Raw genomic sequence first — 19,183 nt, 5'->3', positions numbered from 1 at the left:
AGTTATTCTCGCTCAGTAATTTCTAAAAAATAGGTGGTCTTAGATTTAAGCCTTAGGGCGCCTTCTAACTCGGCATTCGCTTCTGGAATAGTAACATTCACCACAACGCGGTTAGCGGAAGTAAGCTCTAAAATTTCGGCACCTTCCACTACTTCTTCGTAGGTAGTGACCAACGGAACGCCTACAGTACCGGCCTCTACGAAGGTTTGTGTGGTATACGTGGTATCGGTCGCTTCACTTAAAAATTGAAACGTCACGTCGAAGGTGCGTGGGATGGCATTGGTAAATTCAAACAAAAATTCGGCTCTCAACAAACTCTCTTGAAGTCCGGAGTCATCTAAAAAACGTATTTCGGTGGTATCACTTAGCGTAAGACGCGAGGTGTTGGTACTCTCGTCGTAAAATTCACCGGCGTCTACTTCAAAATGAATAAGGTTTAGTTCTACCACAGGGCGCGCTGTAATATCACTCGCCTGTTCAAAATCGGTGTCTTTAATACAGGAAATCGTACTCACCAACACCAAAATGACCAGTGTGGGTATCCATAGGTTTGTGTTCATAGTTTGGGGAAACTTTCTTAGATAACGGCAGATTATCTGCCGTAGTATTATAGATACGACATTATCTGCGAGATGGTTTCAATGGTGTTGTGTGGATGCGTAAATTCTTCCTTGCGATAATTGTAAAATAAGGTATGCATTCCATAGGCATGAGCGCCTTCGATATCGGCTTCAAAGCTATCCCCTATCATCAGCGAGGTATTTGGGTTTGAAGCCGTCTTTTGAAGAGCTAATTTAAATATGTCTGGGTGTGGTTTTTTCACCCCTGCTTCTTCGGAAGTGGTTACCGACCTGAAGAAATGATCGATCTTGCTGTTCTTTAATTTGATATATTGTACCTCTTCAAAGCCATTGGTTATAATGTGCAGTCGGTATCTTTCTGAAAGGTATTCCAGCGTTTCTTCGACCCCCTCAAAAAGATGATTGTTTTTAGGTAATTCCTCAATGTACGTCACCGCCAAAGCATCGAGTTGCGCTTCGTCGAATCGCATTCCGAAGGGTTCGAACGCATCCCGAAACCTACCCCGCCGCAACTCGAGTTTGCTAATTTTATTATCTCGATATTGCTTCCAATATGCCAGGTTTATAGGCTCATATACTTGTTGAAACGCGGGTAAGGTCAATGCAATGTCGTGTTTCACAAATACCTGTTCGAAGGCCAAAGCGGAATTGCGATCAAAATCCCAAAGAGTATGATCTAAATCAAAAAAGACGTCGGTGATGTTTTCTAGTTTCATTTGGAGTGAGCTTGTTGAAAATAGCGCCGCCAAAAAGTGCTGCCTACTTCGGCAAAATCGGTATTGCTAAAGATTAGGGTGAACGTACCGTTTACCTCTTTAACCCGATGTTGAAGTCGGTTTAAATACGGCTCTATTTCGGAAAGCTTTAGCGATTTAAACGCCTTCGTAGTCGCTGCGATAGGCTGAATTATTAGGGGTGTTTTAATTTCGTAATCCAAATCATAAAAAAGAAAGGGAGTGCAGGTACCCGCTCTAAATCCTGGGGTTTCAGGATAAACCATGGTATAATCGCGTGTTACTTCCAGTTCGATTAAGTGTCGGTAGGCTTCCGGAAGAGAAACGGCGAAATAGTCGTTCATGGTTGCCGATACTTTCCGATTCGTAATCGCTTCCATGGTGCGCTTCTCCCGCTTCATGAATTCATATTCCGAAAGGCTATCATGAGAAAACATGACTCCTACTTCTTTATAATCGGCTACGTATTTTATGAGGCTTCGGAAACGCTGTCGTTTCGTATCAATATTTTCATTAAAATGCGCTGATTCTCCAAGGAGAAAAAAGAAGGCCAATGGCTGTTTGCTTTTTTTCAGCGTATCTATTGCAAAGGTAAACGTATCGAACGCATCTTTTCGAAGATTGAACAACACCTGACTACGACGTAGTAACGGGGTCATTCTGAAGCGCCAAAGATCGTATGCATAGCCAATCAACGATCGAAACAAACCGCGATTTGCATACTGATACGGCACTCTGGCGTTAATAACGTGATGTTCGGCAAATGCTTTATCGACAAATTGCATATCGGGGAATTGCCGCAACAATACTTCTTTCAATCGCTGCGCCCACAGATCGATGACAGGCCATTCTAAAAACTCTTCCTTAAACCCCAAACTTTCTTGAGCGGGATATCGCCCCCACTCATCCTTCACCTGAGGCAGGTATTCCTCGTAGCGAGACAGTAAAAAGAATCCGGCCGCAAAAATATCAAAGGGTAGGGCACTTTTCTCCCCTACCGCGAAAAACGCTTTGACCCCCTCCCACTCCTTCACATGGATCTCGGTGCTTTCAATACCCTGTTGTTGCAACAACCCAATACTCTGTACAAACAACTCGTTTCCTATGGGGTGTTTGCCGTAGGACATCTTCGGACCGGTATGGGCAATAAACGCTTCAATAGTGGAAGTAAAATCTACCTTGACGCCCAAAATTCGGGTACAAATGTGTTTGAACACATAGTCAATTCTAGGAGTACATTTTTGGGTATAGACAAGCAGCATGCAGAATTAGATCATCGATTCGTCCGCAAGGCTAAAGTACGCTTTTTCAGTCACAATTAGATGATCGAGCACTTTTATGTCGAGGCTTTCTCCGCCTGTCTTTAGCTTTTTAGTAAGCTGAAGATCACTCTTACTAGGACGCAAGGTTCCGCTAGGATGATTATGCGCTAAAATGATCGCCACGGCGCCTATCGCCAGTGCTTTCTTAAACACCAATCGCACGTCGACCAAAGTGCCTGTGATACCGCCTTTACTCAATTGCACAGTTTCCAATACCCGATTCGAGTTATTTAAGTAAACGATCCAAAACTCTTCGTGCGCCAACTCACCAATAAGCGGACGCATTAACTGAAAGACATCGGTACTACTCGAAATTTTCGGGCGGGAGGCACCTCTTTCCGCTTGTCGGCGCCTTCCCAGTTCCATGGCGGCCACTATGGTTACCGCCTTGGCTTCGCCAATTCCCTTGAATGCCATAAGTTCATGAAGGGAGTATTTCCCTAATCGCTGGAGTTTGTGTTCGGCTGCAGCGAGTATTTTCTGACTGACCGAAACCGCCGATTCTTCTCGTGTTCCTGATCCAATCAATATGGCAATCAATTCAGCATCACTCACGGCCGATGCCCCCTTTTGAACCAGCTTCTCCCGGGGACGGTCGTCACTTTTCCATTTTTTTATCGAGAAGGAAGCATCTTTCAACAGGTGAACAGTTCTTTACGAGAATATCGTATCTTTAATATTGAATTCTTGTAATTGAAAATAGCATGAAAAATCTATTTGAAGAAAAAGTATATGTCGAAATTCGTGAACGCCTAGCACAACTTTCTCCGGAAAGCAATCGACAATGGGGAAAGATGAGTCCGGCGCAAATGCTTCATCACTGCCAGGCTCCATTGAATATCATGTTAGAAAAAAATGATTACGGATTGAAACCCAATTGGCTGGCCAAAGTAGTGTTCAAAAAAGCCTTATACAATGATAAGCCGTGGCGGAAAAACCTTCCAACTGCCAAAGCCATGAAAGAAACTACCGAACGAGATTTTACTACTGAAATGAAGCAACTGGAATCCCTGTTAGAGGAGGTGCACAACCACCGAAATCGTGATGAATGGCCCGAACATCCGGGCTTTGGACATTTTACGAAAGCACAATACGGACAAATGCAATACAAGCATTTAGACCATCATTTACGGCAATTCGGACTCTAATGTATCCACCACCGCACCATCAATCGGAGCGACTCGAACATATGAGGGCCGTCGCAAGAGCCTGTCCCCTCGCCGTATTACTTACGGCCAAGGAAAATGTACCCTATGCGACACACCTACCGGTGATGCTGGCGCAAGAAGAAAAGCGCCTCATCGCGCACATCGATCGGCAAAACCCACAGTGTGATACGATCATCCGCGGCGCTGCCGCTACGGTCATCTTCAAAGGTCCAGACACGTATATATCTCCCTCTGTATATGACACCTCTCAACTTCCTACGTGGAACTATATCATCGTGCATGTTTCGGGGGTGCTAACACCTATTGACGACCCCGACCTTGTTAAAACTTCAATGGTTGAAATGACCGCATTTCTGGAAGGGAATGATCCTAAGTTTCAATTGTCAATAGACGATGTACGAATGGAACGGTTACTGCCGTACATTCAAACGTTTGAAATTACCGATTTACAATGGGAAGGCAAATTTAAGTTGTCACAAGACAAATCGATAACCGACATGCAGCGCGCCAAAGAAGCGCTTCTAAAAGAGACCAAGGCCTCATGGCATGAACTCATCCACAGGGTGTATACCGAGTTTATGTGAGCTGTTCTTGTATTTCGTTGAAGTCTAAGCCTCCGTAGTTCCCACTGCTCATTAATAATAGCACCGAGTTCTCATATTCCTGTGTAAAAAGATAGGTCTTAAAATCGGCCGGATCGGTAAAGGTGATCAAATCTTCTCGCTGAAAAGCCGCTTCAATCTGTTCTTGTTTAATTTCCGCTAGTTGTTTAATCTTCACGGCATGGGGCGAATAATACACTACGGCCACATCGGACGCATCTAAGGCTCCCTGATACTCTGTCAAGAAATCTGGATTTAAACTGCTGTAGGTATGAAGTTCCAAACAAGCCATCAACTTTCTATCCGGGAATTGTTCTTTAACCGCTTGTGTGGTTGCCTTTACTTTACTTGGAGAATGCGCATAGTCCTTAAATGCTACTGAATTCTCAGTTTCAGCAATTAGTTCAAGACGCTTACTGGCCCCTTTGAAACTGGCGATCGCTTCGTAAAATTCGGCTTCATCTACACCCATAAGCTGACAGATCCACCGCGCTCCTTCCAAATTGTTTACGTTGTGTTTCCCGAAAATTTCGAGAGGCATAGGCCCCTCAGGAGTGTCTAGCAAGGTTTCTCCTTCGGAAACGCTATGCGCCGGGGTTTGATAGGGATATTTTTTAATGGGATTGGTAGCCTGCGATACTACCTTGACAATTTCAGGATCCTCTTGATTATAGACCAAGGCCCCGCCGTTCGTTATCTTAGAAACGAAAATTTCAAACTGTTCCACATAGTTTTCAAAGGTTGGAAACACATTGATATGATCCCAGGCGATGCCACTAAGCAGAGCGATATTGGGTTGATAAAGATGAAATTTAGGTCGGAGGTCGGTAGCAGAAGATAAATACTCATCTCCTTCTAACACGATAAAGTCGTTCTCTTCGGTAAGGTGCACCATGGTATCGAATCCCTCCAGTTGGGCTCCCACCATATAATCTACTTCTTTTTCGTGATACTTCATTACATGAAGGATCATGGCGGTAATGGTGGTCTTACCATGGGAACCGCCAATGACCACTCGGGTCTTTTCACGCGATTGTTCATAGAGAAATTCTGGATAACTGTAGATGGTAAGATCCAATTCCTGAGCGCGAAGAAGCTCGGGATTGTCTTTCTTAGCATGCATCCCTAAGATGACCGCATCTATGCTGGCATCAATTTTCTCGGGATACCATCCCATAGCCTCGGGAAGCAATCCTTTGGTAGCCAAACGGCTTTTGGAAGGTTCAAAAATATCGTCATCGCTGCCGGTAATTTTGTATCCTTTTTCATGGAGGGCCAAGGCAAGATTGTGCATCGCACTGCCTCCTATGGCAATAAAGTGAATTCGCATCTTACGTTATTGAAATTTCAGGGTAAAGATACCATCTTTCTTTTGCAATAGCGATAGCGGCAGGTAGCTTTTGCTTGCAAAACTACAGCCAATAGCGCGGCCCCGTAAGGGGATTGCCCAAAAAAATTACAGCGATAAAATACGTTCTTTTTCTTCTTTCGCTTCGGAAAAATCGGGACGATCGCGAAGAGCCTTGTTGATCCATTTAAGCGCATGGTCCTTATGCCCCATATTTTTATAAATCTGTGCCATACGGAAGTAGGCCCAGTCTTTAGGCACTCCATCCCGAACCGTGTGGTTAGCGATATACGCCTGAAGACAACGTATGCCTAATTGCGCTTCTAAATTATACTGCGCGGCGATTTTCCCGATCTGGTAATTGAGTCGGTTTCGCTGATGCATCTCTAACGATTTTTTGGTCGTTTGAATCGCCTCTCCCGGTCGGTTGTTCTTTTCGTACAGATTGCTGAGCTTCTCGTACGTATGTGGTGAGCCGCCCACATCCACTGCCTTTTTATAATAGGTTTCGGCATCCTCTGGGCGATCGCTGTACTCTGCAATATACCCGAGTGATAAATAGCCATCTACAGGGGAAATCTGAAGCAGTTCTTTGGCATATCGAATCGCCTTTTTCTCACTTCCCCCAAAAAGGCCTGGTAACTGCAGGTAGAACTCCACCAGGGCCCACCGGGCTTCGATATGCTGTGGATCTAACTGAGCTGCTTTTTCGAAGTGAAATTTTATATCGTCTACTATGGTGATCGCTGCGAGTTTATTTTCTAATGCCTTCATGCCTAAAACACCCCCCACCTTGAAGTGGTATGTGGCGTTGTTAGGAGCGTCTGCAAGGAGCGGTTTATAGTAGTCGAGCGCCTCGTTCCAGTTTTTGGTATAGCCTTCAATATCGCCTAAGTATTCGCGCGTTGCCACATGTTTTGGGTGCTGTTCTAGATATGCTTCAAACAAGGGTTTTGCTTGCTGAAATTGTTCGTTGTGATAGTGTCGTACCGCCTGATCGTACGAGTTCTGCCCTAGCAAAGCAAGGGGCAGCAAATATAGCCACCAAAGATATTTTGTAGGTTGTATCATCATCGCAAACATAGAAACTTTTTGTTGGGATTTATATTATGCTTTGGGCGGATATTTTTTCAGTATTTTCTGAAGGGTATTTTCGTAATAACGCACTTTTTGCTCGGGGCTCGCTTTTTCCTTATAATGCCCTTCGGCCTTTGCCTGCCAAATCAAGGCATCGTTAGAAACATCGATAAGGTCGAAGGTAAGCACTTGGTCGATATTCCTACCACCTATAGGGATGCCTCCGCCTACCCCCACGCCTACGTTTCCGCCGCCGCTTCCGAAGCCAAACCCTATTGTATTTCGAGAGACTGAAAGTTGCTCGCTTGCATAAAAATTGATAAACAGCTGTGGGGTAGCAGCCCGTTCCCATCCTCGACTCTGTAATAAACTATCGGTAAGGCGCATGATGCGCTTGTTATCCAAGTCATTTAAGCCCGATTCGATATTGGGATAGTAATTATAGGTAGTGTACTGAGAAAAATTGGTTTCTTTATCGTAATCGACTGCCACGGTGGTGCCGCAGGAGAACAGGAAAATACTTATAACAAAGAGAAAAATTGGTTTCATTGCAGTGTTTTCTTTTAAAAATAGCAAAAAACACACCAAACCTAATGCGCGGGCTGCTCATTTAACATCCCCCAGAGCGTATCTTTCAGTTCCATGAGTCCCTGTTGCGCTACGGAAGAAATAAAAAGATAGTTCACTTCCTGAAATTGCGGGTCGAGCTCCGCTTTCATCTCGGCTTTTAATTCGGCGTCCAGCATATCGCTCTTAGAAATAGCTACTAAGCGGTCTTTATCGAGCAGCTCAGGATTATAGCGTCGTAGCTCGTCTAGCAAGATTTCGTACTGTTTATAAATATCGGGAGCGTCTGCCGGAATTAAAAAAAGCAACGTAGAGTTTCGTTCAATATGTCGTAAGAAATAATGCCCTAGACCACGTCCTTCGGCGGCACCTTCAATAATTCCCGGAATATCTGCCATCACGAAGGTTTGGTAGTCGCGATATTCTACGATCCCAAGGTTGGGCTTAAGCGTCGTGAACTCGTAATTGGCGATCTTCGGCTTGGCGGCTGTAATCACCGAAAGCAAAGTCGATTTTCCCGCATTGGGAAATCCAACCAGACCTACATCGGCCAAGACTTTCATTTCAAGGGTGATGTTCGCCTCTTCTCCCGGCAATCCCGGTTGTGCATACCGCGGAGTTTGATTGGTAGACGATTTAAAATGGCTGTTTCCTAATCCGCCTTTCCCTCCTTTGGCCACGATAAACTCTTCACCATCTTCCATGAGTTCTTTCAGCACCACATCCTTATCGGTATCTTTAATCACCGTCCCTAGCGGCACTTCAATGTAGACATCGTCGCCATCGGCTCCGGTACTGGTTTGCTTCCCTCCGGCCATGCCGTGCTCCGCTCTAAAGTGCCGTTTGAATTTTAGGTGGTAAAGCGTCCAGCGATTTTTATTAGCCTTGACGATGATGTGCCCGCCGCGACCGCCATCGCCTCCATCTGGGCCGCCCTTGGGCACAAATTTCTCGCGCCGAAGGTGTGCACTCCCCTGCCCACCCTTTCCAGAGGTAACATGGATCTTTACATAGTCTACAAAATTTCCTTCCGTCATTCCTGGGGTGCTTTTTTTGGCTACAATGCCTCGATTACATCGCTTAGGCGCTGCGTGATTTCTTCAATACGACCCACACCGTTTACGCCATAATATTTGTCTTGCTGCTGGTAATATTTTTTCAGAATATCGGTTTTCCGATAATATTCAGCGATCCGTTCCCGAATTACATTCTCATTGGCATCATCGGCACGACCGCTCGATTTTCCCCGTTCCAGAAGTCGGTTAACCAATACCTCATCATCTACCTCCAGCGCCACCATCGCATTGATCTGTGAATTCATCTCTTCCATCAAGCTAGAGAGCGCTTCGGCCTGGGCTTCTGTTCGCGGAAAACCATCGAAAATGATCCCATTGGCTTCGGGGTTTTTCTCGACTTCGGCTTTTAGCATGTCGATGGTTACCGTATCGGGCACCAAATGCCCCTTGTCCATATAACTTTTGGCCAAGGCACCTAGCTCGGTTTCATTCTTTATATTGAATCGAAACACGTCTCCAGTAGAGATATGTACCCAATTGTATTTTTCCTTAAGAACCTCCGCCTGCGTTCCTTTTCCAGCACCTGGAGGGCCAAACAGTACAATGTTTGTCATGGTATTCTTTTTTGTGAATAGTTGTTTAAAATAATGCCACATAGCAACCGCGCAAAGATACAAATTCTATTGCGTTACGCCCTCAAAGGTAGGCGTAATCATTCTTTGTCAAATCTCATCACCACTGCCCCTGCTTTTCTTATCTTTGCGGTATGGCGAATTATTTTTCATCCACATTCACTCTGGGAATTCTTGGGGGTGGACAATTAGGAAAAATGTTATTGTACGAAACACGCAAGTTCGATATCGCAACGCGGGTACTCGATCCCAGTGCCGAAGCCCCTTGCCGGATTGCCTGCGATACTTTTGAGCAGGGCGATCTCATGGACTTCGACACCGTGTATTCCTTCGGAAAAAAAGTCGATGTGCTAACCTTCGAGATCGAAAGTGTTAACGTAGCGGCCTTAGAAAAGTTAGAAGCTGAAGGACATACGGTCTATCCTTCCGCAGCAACGCTAAAAAATATTCAAGACAAAGGGGTCCAAAAACACTTTTATAAGAAACACCAAATTCCAACGGCGCCCTTTAAAGTGTATGAGGATAAATACCAGTTGCAGGAGGCTGTCGTACGAAAGGAGCTATCCTTTCCCTTTGTTTGGAAAAGCTGTACGGGAGGTTACGACGGAAAAGGAGTGAGTGTCATTCGTGATGCCGAAGACCTTATTCCATTATCAGAAGGACCGTGTCTTGCCGAAAAAATGATCCCGTTTAAGAACGAATTAGCGGTGATTGTAGCACGTAGCGCGTCTGGAGAGATGACCACCTATCCTGTAGTGGAAATGGAATTTCATCCGGAAGCAAACCAAGTAGAGTATGTGTTATGTCCCGCACGTATTGAAAAATCCGTTGCTGAAAAGGCACGGGCGGTCGCCTTATCGGTTTCGGAAGCCTTTGAACACGTGGGACTCTTAGCCGTAGAAATGTTTCAGACCAAAGACAACGAAATTTTAGTGAATGAAGTGGCACCACGACCCCACAATAGTGGCCACTACAGCATTGAAGCCAGTTTTACAAACCAGTTCGAACAACATTTGAGGGCGGTATTGAATCTTCCATTGGGAAATACCGAAAGTAAAGTAGCCGGTGTGATGGTGAATTTAGTGGGTGCTGAAGGCCACACAGGCCCTGTGCACTATGAGAACATTGAAAAAATTATGGGCATGGAAGGTGTGACGCCTCACATTTACGGTAAAAAACAGACCCGTCCGTTTCGGAAAATGGGACATGTGACCATCGTCAATTCAGACATGGGCAAAGCCAGACAAACCGCGGAAGCTGTGAAAAAAAATATCAACGTAATAAGCAAACAGGATCATGAGTAAAGTTGGAATTATCATGGGAAGCACGAGCGACCTGCCCATCATGCAGGAAGCGATCGATATCTTAAAAGAATTCAATATAGACACCGAAGTGGATATCGTTTCGGCACACCGCACTCCAGACAAGCTTTTTGATTACGGCAAGAACGCACATGACCGGGGTATTTCCGTTATCATAGCAGGTGCCGGTGGCGCGGCTCATCTTCCGGGAATGATCGCCTCATTATCTCCGCTTCCCGTCATTGGCGTGCCCGTCAAATCCCGAAATTCCATAGACGGATGGGATTCGGTGCTGTCCATCCTCCAAATGCCAGGGGGCGTACCGGTAGCCACTGTTGCTCTAGACGGTGCTAAAAATGCCGGAATCTTAGCGGCTCAGATTTTGGGAAGCCAGAATGAAACCATTCGCACTACCATTTTGAAGTACAAAGACGGACTTAAGAACAAAGTTATAGAAGGGGCTGCCAGTCTGTCTTCCAAAAAATAAATACTACCATGAACAATCCTTTATTGGAGCCTTTTGAACAGGCTCCCTTCTCGCATATTCAACCTAGCGATTATCTTCCTGCCATTGAGGAATTGATTGCACAGACGCACGGTGAAATCAATCAGATCGTGCGAAATGAAGACACACCGAGCTTTGAAAATACGATCGAAGCGCTAGCGTACAGCGGCGCCCAATTGAATAGAGCCACCGACATCTTCTTCAACCTGAATAGTGCTGAAACAAACGAAACCATTCAAAAATTAGCGCAGGAAATATCGCCAATGCTGGCTGACTTTAAAAATGACCTACTTCTGAATGAGGCCTTGTTTGAACGTGTCAAAACAGTATATGATCAGCGAGCGCAATTATCGCTCACCCCAGAGCAGAACATGCTACTGGAAAAACAGTACAAAGGCTTTTCACGAAATGGCGCCAACCTTTCTGAAGCCAACAAAACCAAGCTTCGGAAAATCGATCAGGAACTATCAAAGTTCAGCTTGACCTTCGGAGAGCATGTACTGGCAGATACACAGGCATATCAAATGCACCTCACAGACGAAACACAACTAAAAGGACTTCCCGAAGGCGCCAAAGAAGCGGCAGCGCAAACGGCCCAAGAAAAAGGGAAGGATGGCTGGGTGATTACTCTGGATTATCCAAGCTACATTCCGTTTATGAAATATGCACAAAATCGCGAGCTTCGGAAGGAATTGGCCTTGGCCTTTGGTGCCCGAGGATTTCAGAAAAACGAGAATAACAATGAAGACGTCATCCTGCAAATCGTCCAATTGCGGCACCAGCGTGCACAACTCTTAGGGTATCAAACTCATGCCCACTTCGTCTTGGCAGAACGCATGGCGAAAACACCCGAGACCGTTACCGAATTCTTAAACGAACTATTGGAAAAAGCGCATCCGGCCGCACAACAAGAATTTGATGAGCTAGAAGCCTACGCCAAAGAAAAAGATGGAATTGACCGCTTAGAAAAATGGGACGGCGCCTATTACGCAGAACAGCTAAAACAAGAAAAGTTTGATTTAGATGACGAAAAGTTGAAGCCCTATTTTCAATTGGAAAAGGTTATTGCCGGCGTTTTTAAGGTGGCCCAAAAGCTCTACGGATTACAGTTTGACGAGACCAATAGTGTTGACACCTACCATCCGGAAGTACGCACCTATAATGTAACCGATGCCGAGGGGTTTGAAGTAGCCTTGTTTTATGCCGATTTCCATCCGAGACCCGGAAAGCGAAACGGCGCATGGATGACCTCTTATAAACCGCAACAACGCATCCACGGCAAGAATGAGCGCCCGCATATCTCCATTGTTTGTAATTTCACCAAGCCTACCGCCAGTAAGCCATCGCTACTTACCTTCAATGAAGTAACGACCCTGTTTCACGAATTTGGTCATGCACTCCACGGAATCTTGGCGAACACTACATACCCAAACCTATCGGGCACCAATGTTTATTGGGATTTTGTCGAACTCCCCAGTCAGATACTCGAAAACTGGTGCTACGAACAAGACACACTGGCATTATTTGCCACGCATTATGAAACGGGAGAAATTATTCCTCAGCAGTACGTAAATAAGATCAAAGAATCTGCTGCCTTCCACGAAGGCATGCAAACGCTACGGCAACTGAGTTTTGGCCTATTGGATATGGCATGGCACGGGCAAGACCCCTCCGGAATTGCTGATGTTAAAGCGTTTGAAGACGCGGCTTTTGAGAACACACAACTGTATCCAAAAACGCCAGAAACCTGTATGAGCACAGCCTTTTCACATATTTTCCAGGGAGGCTACTCCGCAGGCTATTACAGCTACAAATGGGCCGAAGTATTGGACGCAGACGCTTTTGAATACTTTAAACAGGAAGGTATTTTCAATAAAGAAGTGGCTACCCAATTTAAGGATCAGGTGCTATCACAAGGCGGTACCAAAGACCCTATGGAACTGTATATTTCTTTCCGCGGAAAAGAACCCAATCCTGAAGCATTGCTACGACGCGCCGGCTTGCTTAAAAAAAGTAGCTAAATTTCAGTACAAGTTTGTTATTTTTAGAACAAACTACGACAAAGGCAAAATGAGCTCTTCCATGCTTGATCCAGAACGTTGGGTCGACACGTATTCAGACTATCTGTACAATTACACGATTGTACGGGTCAATGATCATTTGGTAGCGCAAGACCTTATTTCGGAAACTTTTTTAGCGGGATTAAAATCGAAAGATAATTTTAAAGGGGAAGCTTTAGAACGAACCTGGCTCACAGCAATTTTAAAACGAAAGATCATAGATCATTATCGAAAAAAGAATTCTAAAAAAGGACAGGCCGAGGTGCATATTACCTACAGAGATGAAGATTCGGAAGGGGACTGGCTAGAGGAACGCGTGGAGGATCCCTTCGACAAAACCGCAGAAGACACCTTAGAAAATGAAGAACTGGGCGTAGCGATATTTAGATGTTTGGAAACGCTTAAAGGAAAACAAAAAGAAATTTTCACCAAGAAAACGATCGATGGGTACGATACCGATGCGCTCTGTAATGAATACGATATTACCCCGTCTAACCTTTGGGTTATTGTTCATAGAGCTCGGAAATCGATGGCAGAATGTTTAGAAAAAAGTTGGTTATAAGAAATGAGGGTATTTATTAAATGTAGTGAAGCCAATCACACCTGTGACAAATCGCAGTACAACGAAGCCTCCTTTTGGGAAAAGGTGAAGCTCAACATTCATCTATTGTACTGCCGTGCCTGTCGCAAGTATACGTCACGAAATCGCAAACTCACCAAATTGATGAAGAATCCCAAGGTACGTACGCTTAATACTTCTGAAAAAGACCTGATGAAAGAACGTCTGCGTCAGAATATGGGCAAGTAATGTGTCAACAGTAAGAGCGCCATCATCCAAATAATCGGAATGCCTTCTACCCAAAAGGCCGCATAATTTCGAGAAGGTCTTTCTGGTGTTAACAAGAGAGCAGCAGCTGAGATTCCAACAATAAACAGTACACTGTAGGCGTGTTCATAGTTTGTGGGTTCCTTAAAATACTCTAATAAAAATACCACGCCCGTAATTGCCGTGCCAACGTATTTGGTAGCGTCTATTCCTAATCGCTGCGGAAACGTTCCTAATCGTGGATCGTCAAAACGCAGATCTCTGATTTCAAAAGGTAAGGTCCAGACCAATACCAGCAGAAAACGTTGAACAGCCGTGAGCATGAGGCTGGGTTCTAATAACACGGCTTTGGTTGCGACGGCGGGCACAAGGACCGTTACACCCGCCCAGGTTATCGCTACGATAAATATTTTTGTTCCGGATAGGGTTCGCAAGCTTTTATTTCGGGCAAAAGGAACTGCATACAAGAGCGTGAGCCCTCCAAATATCAAGACGGCAAGCCACACCTCCCGGGATAACTGAAGTCCTACATAAACTAAAATGCAAAAGCAGATCAACGAAAACAACTGAATGGTCCGAAGCGATCGAGCCAGACTGCGATGATGCAAGCCAGCGATCCCCGCATATTTTACAAAATTATAGGCGGTAATGGTTCCGAAGAATACAAAAAGTAAGAGTTCTGAAGAAGGGGTCCAAGCATACTCTGTATACGTGATGTACGCCAAGGCAGTAACTGCCAATGCCACATGGATACTACTCTGAAGATAAAAGGAAAACAACCTTTTCAATGGGGACTTTTTACAAAAATAGCGAAACTGTTAGTAACCTTCCTTTTTAGTTGAAAAGTTGTGCTCGGACTTCCTGTTAAAACCCGCTTTTTTAGCGTGTAAATATGTAATTTTGCGCAACTGAAGAAACCATATAATATGAATACTGATTCTTTTGCTTTACGCCATATTGGCCCACGACGAAGTGACCTTTCAGAAATGCTTGAAACCATCGGTGTTTCAAGTATGGAACAACTGATTGCTGAAACGATTCCCGAGGAAATCCGCCTGGAAGAGGAGTTGGACCTCGACCCTGCTTTGAGTGAGCAGGAGTTTTTGGAACACATCAACGAGTTGGCCGCGTATAACAAGAACAGTAAAAGCCTCATTGGCTTAGGATATCACAGGGCGCACATTCCCCCGGTTATTCAGCGCAACATCTTAGAAAACCCGGGATGGTATACTGCTTACACGCCCTATCAAGCAGAAATCGCACAGGGTCGATTAGAAGCGCTGCTCAATTTCCAAACCATGATCACCGATCTTACCGGTATGGAGCTTGCCAACGCCTCCCTTTTGGATGAGGCGACCGCTGCAGCCGAGGCCATGTCTTTACTTTTTTCACTTCGCAGCAGAGATCAAAAGAAACAGGAGGTGTTGAAGTTCTTCGTTTCCGAAGAGGTTTTGCCACAAACCAAATCATTGCTTACCACGCGCGCTATTCCACAAGGTATCGAGCTTGTTTTTGGTTCGCATGAAACCTTTGCCTTTACTCCCGACTTCTTTGGCGCTCTCCTACAGTATCCTGGAACGAGCGGAAACGTATATGACTATCGCGCCTTTGTACAACAAGCACAGGAAGCAGAGATCAAGGTGGCTGTCGCGGCCGATATCTTGAGTCTAGTGCTCCTGGAATCACCTGGTAATTTCGGGGTGGACGTTGTGGTGGGAACCACGCAACGCTTCGGTATTCCGTTGGGCTATGGCGGTCCGCATGCGGCCTACTTCGCTACTAAAGAAGCGTACAAAAGAAATATTCCAGGGCGCATTATTGGTGTTACCAAAGATACTGATGGAAACCGTGCGCTGCGCATGGCACTTCAAACCCGAGAACAACACATCAAACGTGATAAGGCAACGTCTAACATTTGTACCGCACAGGTGCTCCTTGCCGTAATGGCGAGCATGTACGGGGTATATCACGGACCTCAAGGCTTACGACATATTGCTTCCAAAGTAAACCGTTCGGCCTTGACGCTGGAAAAAGCGATCACCGCACTTGGGTTTGAACAACACAATAAAACGTACTTTGACACCCTGCGCTTTACGGCCGATGTTTCTTTGGTAAAACCTCTTGCTAGAGCGCACTTCTTCAATTTCTATTATCCAGATGATCAAACCGTTTGCATGTCGGTTAATGAAACGGTTACCCTGAAAGACATCAATGACATCGTCTCGATCTTTGCTGATATTGCGGAAAAAGAAGTATCGAAAATAACAGCGCTTTCCGAAGGAAACACCATCCCGGCTTCCGTAGAGCGGAAAACTGAATTTCTCACCCACGAAGTATTCAACAGCTATCACAGTGAGACCGAATTGATGCGCTATATGAAACGCCTGGAGCGAAAAGATTTGGCGCTGAACCATTCGATGATCTCCTTAGGTTCCTGTACCATGAAATTGAATGCGGCTGCGGAAATGCTTCCGCTAAGTGATGATCGCTGGGGGAATGTACATCCTTTCGTTCCTGTAAAGCAGGCAAAGGGATACCAGTTGATGCTCAAAAAACTCGAAGATCAACTCACTAAGATCACAGGATTTGCCGGCACCTCGCTACAGCCAAACTCGGGTGCGCAAGGAGAATACGCCGGACTTATGGTAATTAGAGCATATCACCAATCCAGAGGGGAAGACCATCGAAATATTTGTTTAATCCCCTCTTCTGCTCATGGTACAAATCCCGCCAGTGCCGTGATGGCTGGCATGAAGGTGGTCGTTACCAAAGCCACCGACGAAGGAAATATTGATGTGGATGATTTACGTGAAAAAGCCATGGAGCACAAAGATAATCTGGCAGCGCTGATGGTCACATATCCGTCTACTCACGGAGTATATGAGTCGGCGATCAAAGAAATCACGGGTATCATTCACGAGTATGGCGGGCAGGTTTACATGGATGGTGCCAACATGAATGCACAAGTAGCGCTAACGCATCCTGGCGCCATTGGTGCCGATGTGTGCCACTTGAACTTACACAAAACGTTTGCCATTCCCCATGGGGGAGGCGGACCGGGCGTTGGACCCATTTGTGTGGCCAAGCAATTGGTTCCTTTTTTACCGGGAAATCCGCTTGTAAAAACTGGAGGAGAAGAGGCGATCACGGCGATTTCGGCAGCTCCTTGGGGCAGCGCGTTGGCCTGCCTTATTTCCTATGGCTACATCTGCATGCTAGGAACCAATGGTCTCAAAAAATCTACGCAGTATGCGATTTTAAATGCCAATTACATAAAAGAGCGTTTGAAAGGATCTTTCGACACGCTTTACACCGGAGAGAAAGGCCGAGCCGCCCATGAAATGATCTTAGATTGTCGCCCCTTCAAGGAGGCCGGAATCGAGGTCACGGATATCGCCAAACGACTTATGGATTACGGATTTCACGCTCCTACGGTTTCCTTTCCGGTGGCGGGAACCATCATGGTAGAACCTACAGAAAGTGAAAGTAAGGCGGAAATTGACCGATTTTGTGATGCGATGATCGCCATTCGAAAAGAAATCGATCAAGCTTCGAAAAGCGAGCCCAATAATGTCTTGAAAAACGCGCCACACACTCAGGCGATGTTGACGGCCGACACCTGGGAATTTCCGTATACACGTCAAGAAGCGGCCTTCCCATTACCCTATTTACACGAGAATAAATTTTGGCCAAGCGTGCGTCGTGTGGATGACGCCTACGGAGATCGTAATTTAATGTGTACGTGCGAACCCATAGAAGCGTATATGGAAGAAACGGTATAAATGGTTTTACAAGTTTTATAACATAAAACCATCCGCTTTTGAGTACCTTTGAATAATCTTTATCATATGAATGCTACAATCATAGGCTCAGGTAGTTATATTCCTAGCAAGGTCGCTCCAAACGAACGCTTTTCAGAACATTCGTTTTATAATAATGATGGCACTCCTTTTCATCATGAAAACGAGGTGATCATTCAAAAGTTTCAGGCGATCACAGGGATTTCAGAAAGACGCTATATCAAGGACGAACTGACCACCTCAGACATCGCCTTTCAAGCGGCTAAAAAAGCCCTTGAAGATGCTTCTATTGACCCTGAAACCTTAGACTATATCATAGTAGGACACAACTATGGCGATGTTAAACACAATACCCCTCAGAGCGACACCGTACCGAGTATTGGTTCTCGAGTGAAGCACTTGCTGAAGATTAAGAACGCAAATTGCGTCGCCTATGATGTGTTGTTTGGTTGTCCCGGTTGGCTAGAAGGGTTTATTCAAGCGAATGTGTACATAAAAGCAGGACAAGCCAAGCGTTGCCTGGTTATTGGTGCTGAAACATTATCCCGGGTAATCGATCAACACGATCGTGATTCTATGATCTACAGCGATGGTGCCGGAGCCACGGTAATTGAGGCCACTTCCGAAGAAAACAAAGGAGTCCTCGCCCATAAAACTGCTACCTATACCTACGATGAAGCCCATTTTATTTACTTTGGCGAATCCAACAACCAAGAAATCACTGATGCCCGACGGTACATAAAAATGTACGGTCGAAAGATTTACGAGTTTGCTATCTCACATGTGCCTGCAGCAATGAAAACGTGCTTGGATGCTAGCGGTGTATCCATTGATGAAGTTTCTAAAATTTTGATCCATCAGGCCAATGAAAAAATGGACGAAGCCATAGTTTCGCGATTCTACCAATTATACGATCGAAACATGCCCGAAAATATTATGCCGATGACGATCCAGAATTTGGGAAATTCGAGCGTTGCTACTGTGCCCACCTTATACGATTTGATACAGCGAGGCGGTATGGAAGGGCATGATTTTAACGAAGGTGATGTTATCATGTTTGCAAGTGTAGGGGCCGGAATGAATATCAATGCACTAGTCTATAGAGTGTAATATGTACGAAGGAAATTTTCCCAAGAAACGCTACCAACATACCCTTCGATTTGTAGCGCAACACATTTCCAAAGATGCCAAGGTGTTAGACCTGGGAGTCACCAATCCGTTTTCAGACATTCTGAAAGCCGAAGGATATCAGGTAACCAATACTCAGGGAGAGGATCTTGACATCCAAACAGCTGCGGTGAAAGCGCCTGGTTACGATGTGGTAACCGCCTTTGAAATCTTCGAACATTTGGTATCGCCATTCAATGTTCTAAAAGATATTGAAGCCACGAAGCTCGTCGCTTCAGTACCGCTTAAGTTATGGTTTGCTTCGGCCTACCGCAACCCCAATGATGAGCGTGATCAGCACTATCATGAATTTGAAGATTGGCAATTCGATTGGTTGTTGGAGAAGTCGGGTTGGCACATTAAAGCACATGAAAAATTTACGAATCCTGTTAAGAAAATAGGAATTCGCCCTATCCTTCGCCGCTTTACACCTCGGTATTATTTGGTGTATGCAGAACGTACCTAGCGTTCACAGC

At 45.3% G+C, this 19,183-nt stretch carries 19 protein-coding genes and 1 pseudogene; 10 read left to right on the top strand and 10 right to left on the bottom strand.

From position 1 onward, the window contains the following. Positions 1-2: 2 nt before the first annotated feature. Genes PO830_RS12655 through radC form a run of 4 tightly spaced genes read right to left on the bottom strand, consistent with a single transcriptional unit; the run spans position 3 to position 3,276 of the window. Positions 3-560, bottom strand: coding sequence for a hypothetical protein (locus PO830_RS12655; RefSeq protein WP_272853946.1), 558 nt, complete (start codon positions 558-560; stop codon positions 3-5). Positions 561-607: 47 nt separating this feature from the next. Continuing rightward, positions 608-1,297 carry a YjjG family noncanonical pyrimidine nucleotidase gene (locus tag PO830_RS12650; RefSeq protein WP_272853945.1) on the bottom strand — a complete coding sequence of 230 codons (690 nt, stop codon included), beginning with the start codon at positions 1,295-1,297 and terminating at the stop codon, positions 608-610. Then, positions 1,294-2,577 carry a DUF7033 domain-containing protein gene (locus PO830_RS12645; protein ID WP_272853944.1) on the bottom strand — a complete coding sequence of 428 codons (1,284 nt, stop codon included), beginning with the start codon at positions 2,575-2,577 and terminating at the stop codon, positions 1,294-1,296. The genes PO830_RS12650 and PO830_RS12645 overlap by 4 nt, the downstream gene beginning before the upstream one ends. Positions 2,578-2,583: 6 nt before the next feature. Continuing rightward, entirely contained in the window at positions 2,584-3,276 is a 693-nt protein-coding gene (radC, locus tag PO830_RS12640) for a RadC family protein (RefSeq protein WP_272853943.1), read from the bottom strand. Between the two features lie 65 nt (positions 3,277-3,341). Here radC and PO830_RS12635 point away from each other — a divergent pair, with 65 nt between their 5' ends. After that, positions 3,342-3,785: a DUF1569 domain-containing protein gene (locus tag PO830_RS12635; protein WP_272853942.1), complete on the top strand. Its 444-nt coding sequence runs from the start codon at positions 3,342-3,344 to the stop codon at positions 3,783-3,785. Beyond that, a complete protein-coding gene (locus tag PO830_RS12630) occupies positions 3,785-4,390 on the top strand; it encodes an FMN-binding negative transcriptional regulator (protein ID WP_272853941.1) in 606 nt (201 codons plus the stop codon). Before PO830_RS12635 ends, PO830_RS12630 begins: the two co-directional genes overlap by 1 nt. Here the strand turns inward: PO830_RS12630 and PO830_RS12625 are convergent. From PO830_RS12625 to PO830_RS12605, 5 genes and pseudogenes are all read right to left on the bottom strand, one after another. Further along, on the bottom strand, positions 4,383-5,738 hold the full coding sequence (locus PO830_RS12625) for a UDP-N-acetylmuramate--L-alanine ligase (RefSeq protein WP_272853940.1): 1,356 nt from the start codon (positions 5,736-5,738) through the stop codon (positions 4,383-4,385). The genes PO830_RS12630 and PO830_RS12625 overlap by 8 nt on opposite strands. A gap of 126 nt (positions 5,739-5,864) precedes the next feature. Continuing rightward, entirely contained in the window at positions 5,865-6,830 is a 966-nt protein-coding gene (locus tag PO830_RS12620) for a tetratricopeptide repeat protein (protein ID WP_272853939.1), read from the bottom strand. A 33-nt stretch (positions 6,831-6,863) separates the two neighbouring features. Further along, the gene (locus tag PO830_RS12615; RefSeq protein WP_272853938.1) at positions 6,864-7,382 is read right to left on the bottom strand and encodes a DUF4136 domain-containing protein; all 519 of its coding nucleotides are present in this window, start codon (positions 7,380-7,382) and stop codon (positions 6,864-6,866) included. 41 nt (positions 7,383-7,423) lie between these two features. Continuing rightward, positions 7,424-8,437, bottom strand: coding sequence for a GTPase ObgE (gene obgE / locus PO830_RS12610; RefSeq protein ID WP_272853937.1), 1,014 nt, complete (start codon positions 8,435-8,437; stop codon positions 7,424-7,426). 20 nt (positions 8,438-8,457) lie between these two features. Continuing rightward, positions 8,458-9,036: pseudogene (locus PO830_RS12605) on the bottom strand (adenylate kinase); the annotation flags it as partial. A gap of 146 nt (positions 9,037-9,182) precedes the next feature. Between PO830_RS12605 and purK the strand changes: the two are divergent. The 5 genes from purK to PO830_RS12580 are packed head-to-tail and all read left to right on the top strand — an operon-like array spanning position 9,183 to position 13,722. Then, positions 9,183-10,352: a 5-(carboxyamino)imidazole ribonucleotide synthase gene (purK, locus tag PO830_RS12600; protein ID WP_272853936.1), complete on the top strand. Its 1,170-nt coding sequence runs from the start codon at positions 9,183-9,185 to the stop codon at positions 10,350-10,352. Next, positions 10,345-10,836, top strand: a complete 492-nt coding sequence (gene purE, locus PO830_RS12595; protein WP_272853935.1) for a 5-(carboxyamino)imidazole ribonucleotide mutase — start codon at positions 10,345-10,347, stop codon at positions 10,834-10,836. The genes purK and purE overlap by 8 nt, the downstream gene beginning before the upstream one ends. Before the next feature lie 8 nt (positions 10,837-10,844). Beyond that, positions 10,845-12,875, top strand: a complete 2,031-nt coding sequence (locus PO830_RS12590; protein WP_272853934.1) for a M3 family metallopeptidase — start codon at positions 10,845-10,847, stop codon at positions 12,873-12,875. Positions 12,876-12,924: 49 nt separating this feature from the next. Continuing rightward, the gene (locus PO830_RS12585) at positions 12,925-13,476 is read left to right on the top strand and encodes a sigma-70 family RNA polymerase sigma factor (protein WP_272853933.1); all 552 of its coding nucleotides are present in this window, start codon (positions 12,925-12,927) and stop codon (positions 13,474-13,476) included. A gap of 3 nt (positions 13,477-13,479) precedes the next feature. Next, positions 13,480-13,722, top strand: a complete 243-nt coding sequence (locus tag PO830_RS12580) for a hypothetical protein (RefSeq protein ID WP_272853932.1) — start codon at positions 13,480-13,482, stop codon at positions 13,720-13,722. On the opposite strand, the gene PO830_RS12575 is transcribed toward PO830_RS12580, so the two are convergent. Further along, a complete protein-coding gene (locus tag PO830_RS12575) occupies positions 13,704-14,528 on the bottom strand; it encodes a hypothetical protein (protein WP_272853931.1) in 825 nt (274 codons plus the stop codon). The two genes, PO830_RS12580 and PO830_RS12575, sit on opposite strands and share 19 nt — an antisense overlap. Before the next feature lie 138 nt (positions 14,529-14,666). Between PO830_RS12575 and gcvP the strand changes: the two genes are divergently transcribed. The 3 genes from gcvP (at position 14,667) to PO830_RS12560 (ending at position 19,173) form a co-directional block, all read left to right on the top strand. After that, positions 14,667-17,522, top strand: a complete 2,856-nt coding sequence (gcvP, locus tag PO830_RS12570) for an aminomethyl-transferring glycine dehydrogenase (protein ID WP_272853930.1) — start codon at positions 14,667-14,669, stop codon at positions 17,520-17,522. A gap of 66 nt (positions 17,523-17,588) precedes the next feature. Beyond that, positions 17,589-18,650, top strand: a complete 1,062-nt coding sequence (locus tag PO830_RS12565) for a 3-oxoacyl-ACP synthase III family protein (RefSeq protein WP_272853929.1) — start codon at positions 17,589-17,591, stop codon at positions 18,648-18,650. A gap of 1 nt (position 18,651) precedes the next feature. Next, positions 18,652-19,173, top strand: coding sequence for a class I SAM-dependent methyltransferase (locus PO830_RS12560; protein ID WP_272853928.1), 522 nt, complete (start codon positions 18,652-18,654; stop codon positions 19,171-19,173). Positions 19,174-19,183: the final 10 nt, after the last annotated feature.

The organism is Altibacter sp. HG106, assembly GCF_028561755.1.
Classification (GTDB): Bacteria; Bacteroidota; Bacteroidia; order Flavobacteriales; family Flavobacteriaceae; genus DFVG01.
The sequence above is the reverse complement of the archived record's forward strand: the minus strand, read 5'-3'. Positions and strand labels throughout refer to the sequence as shown.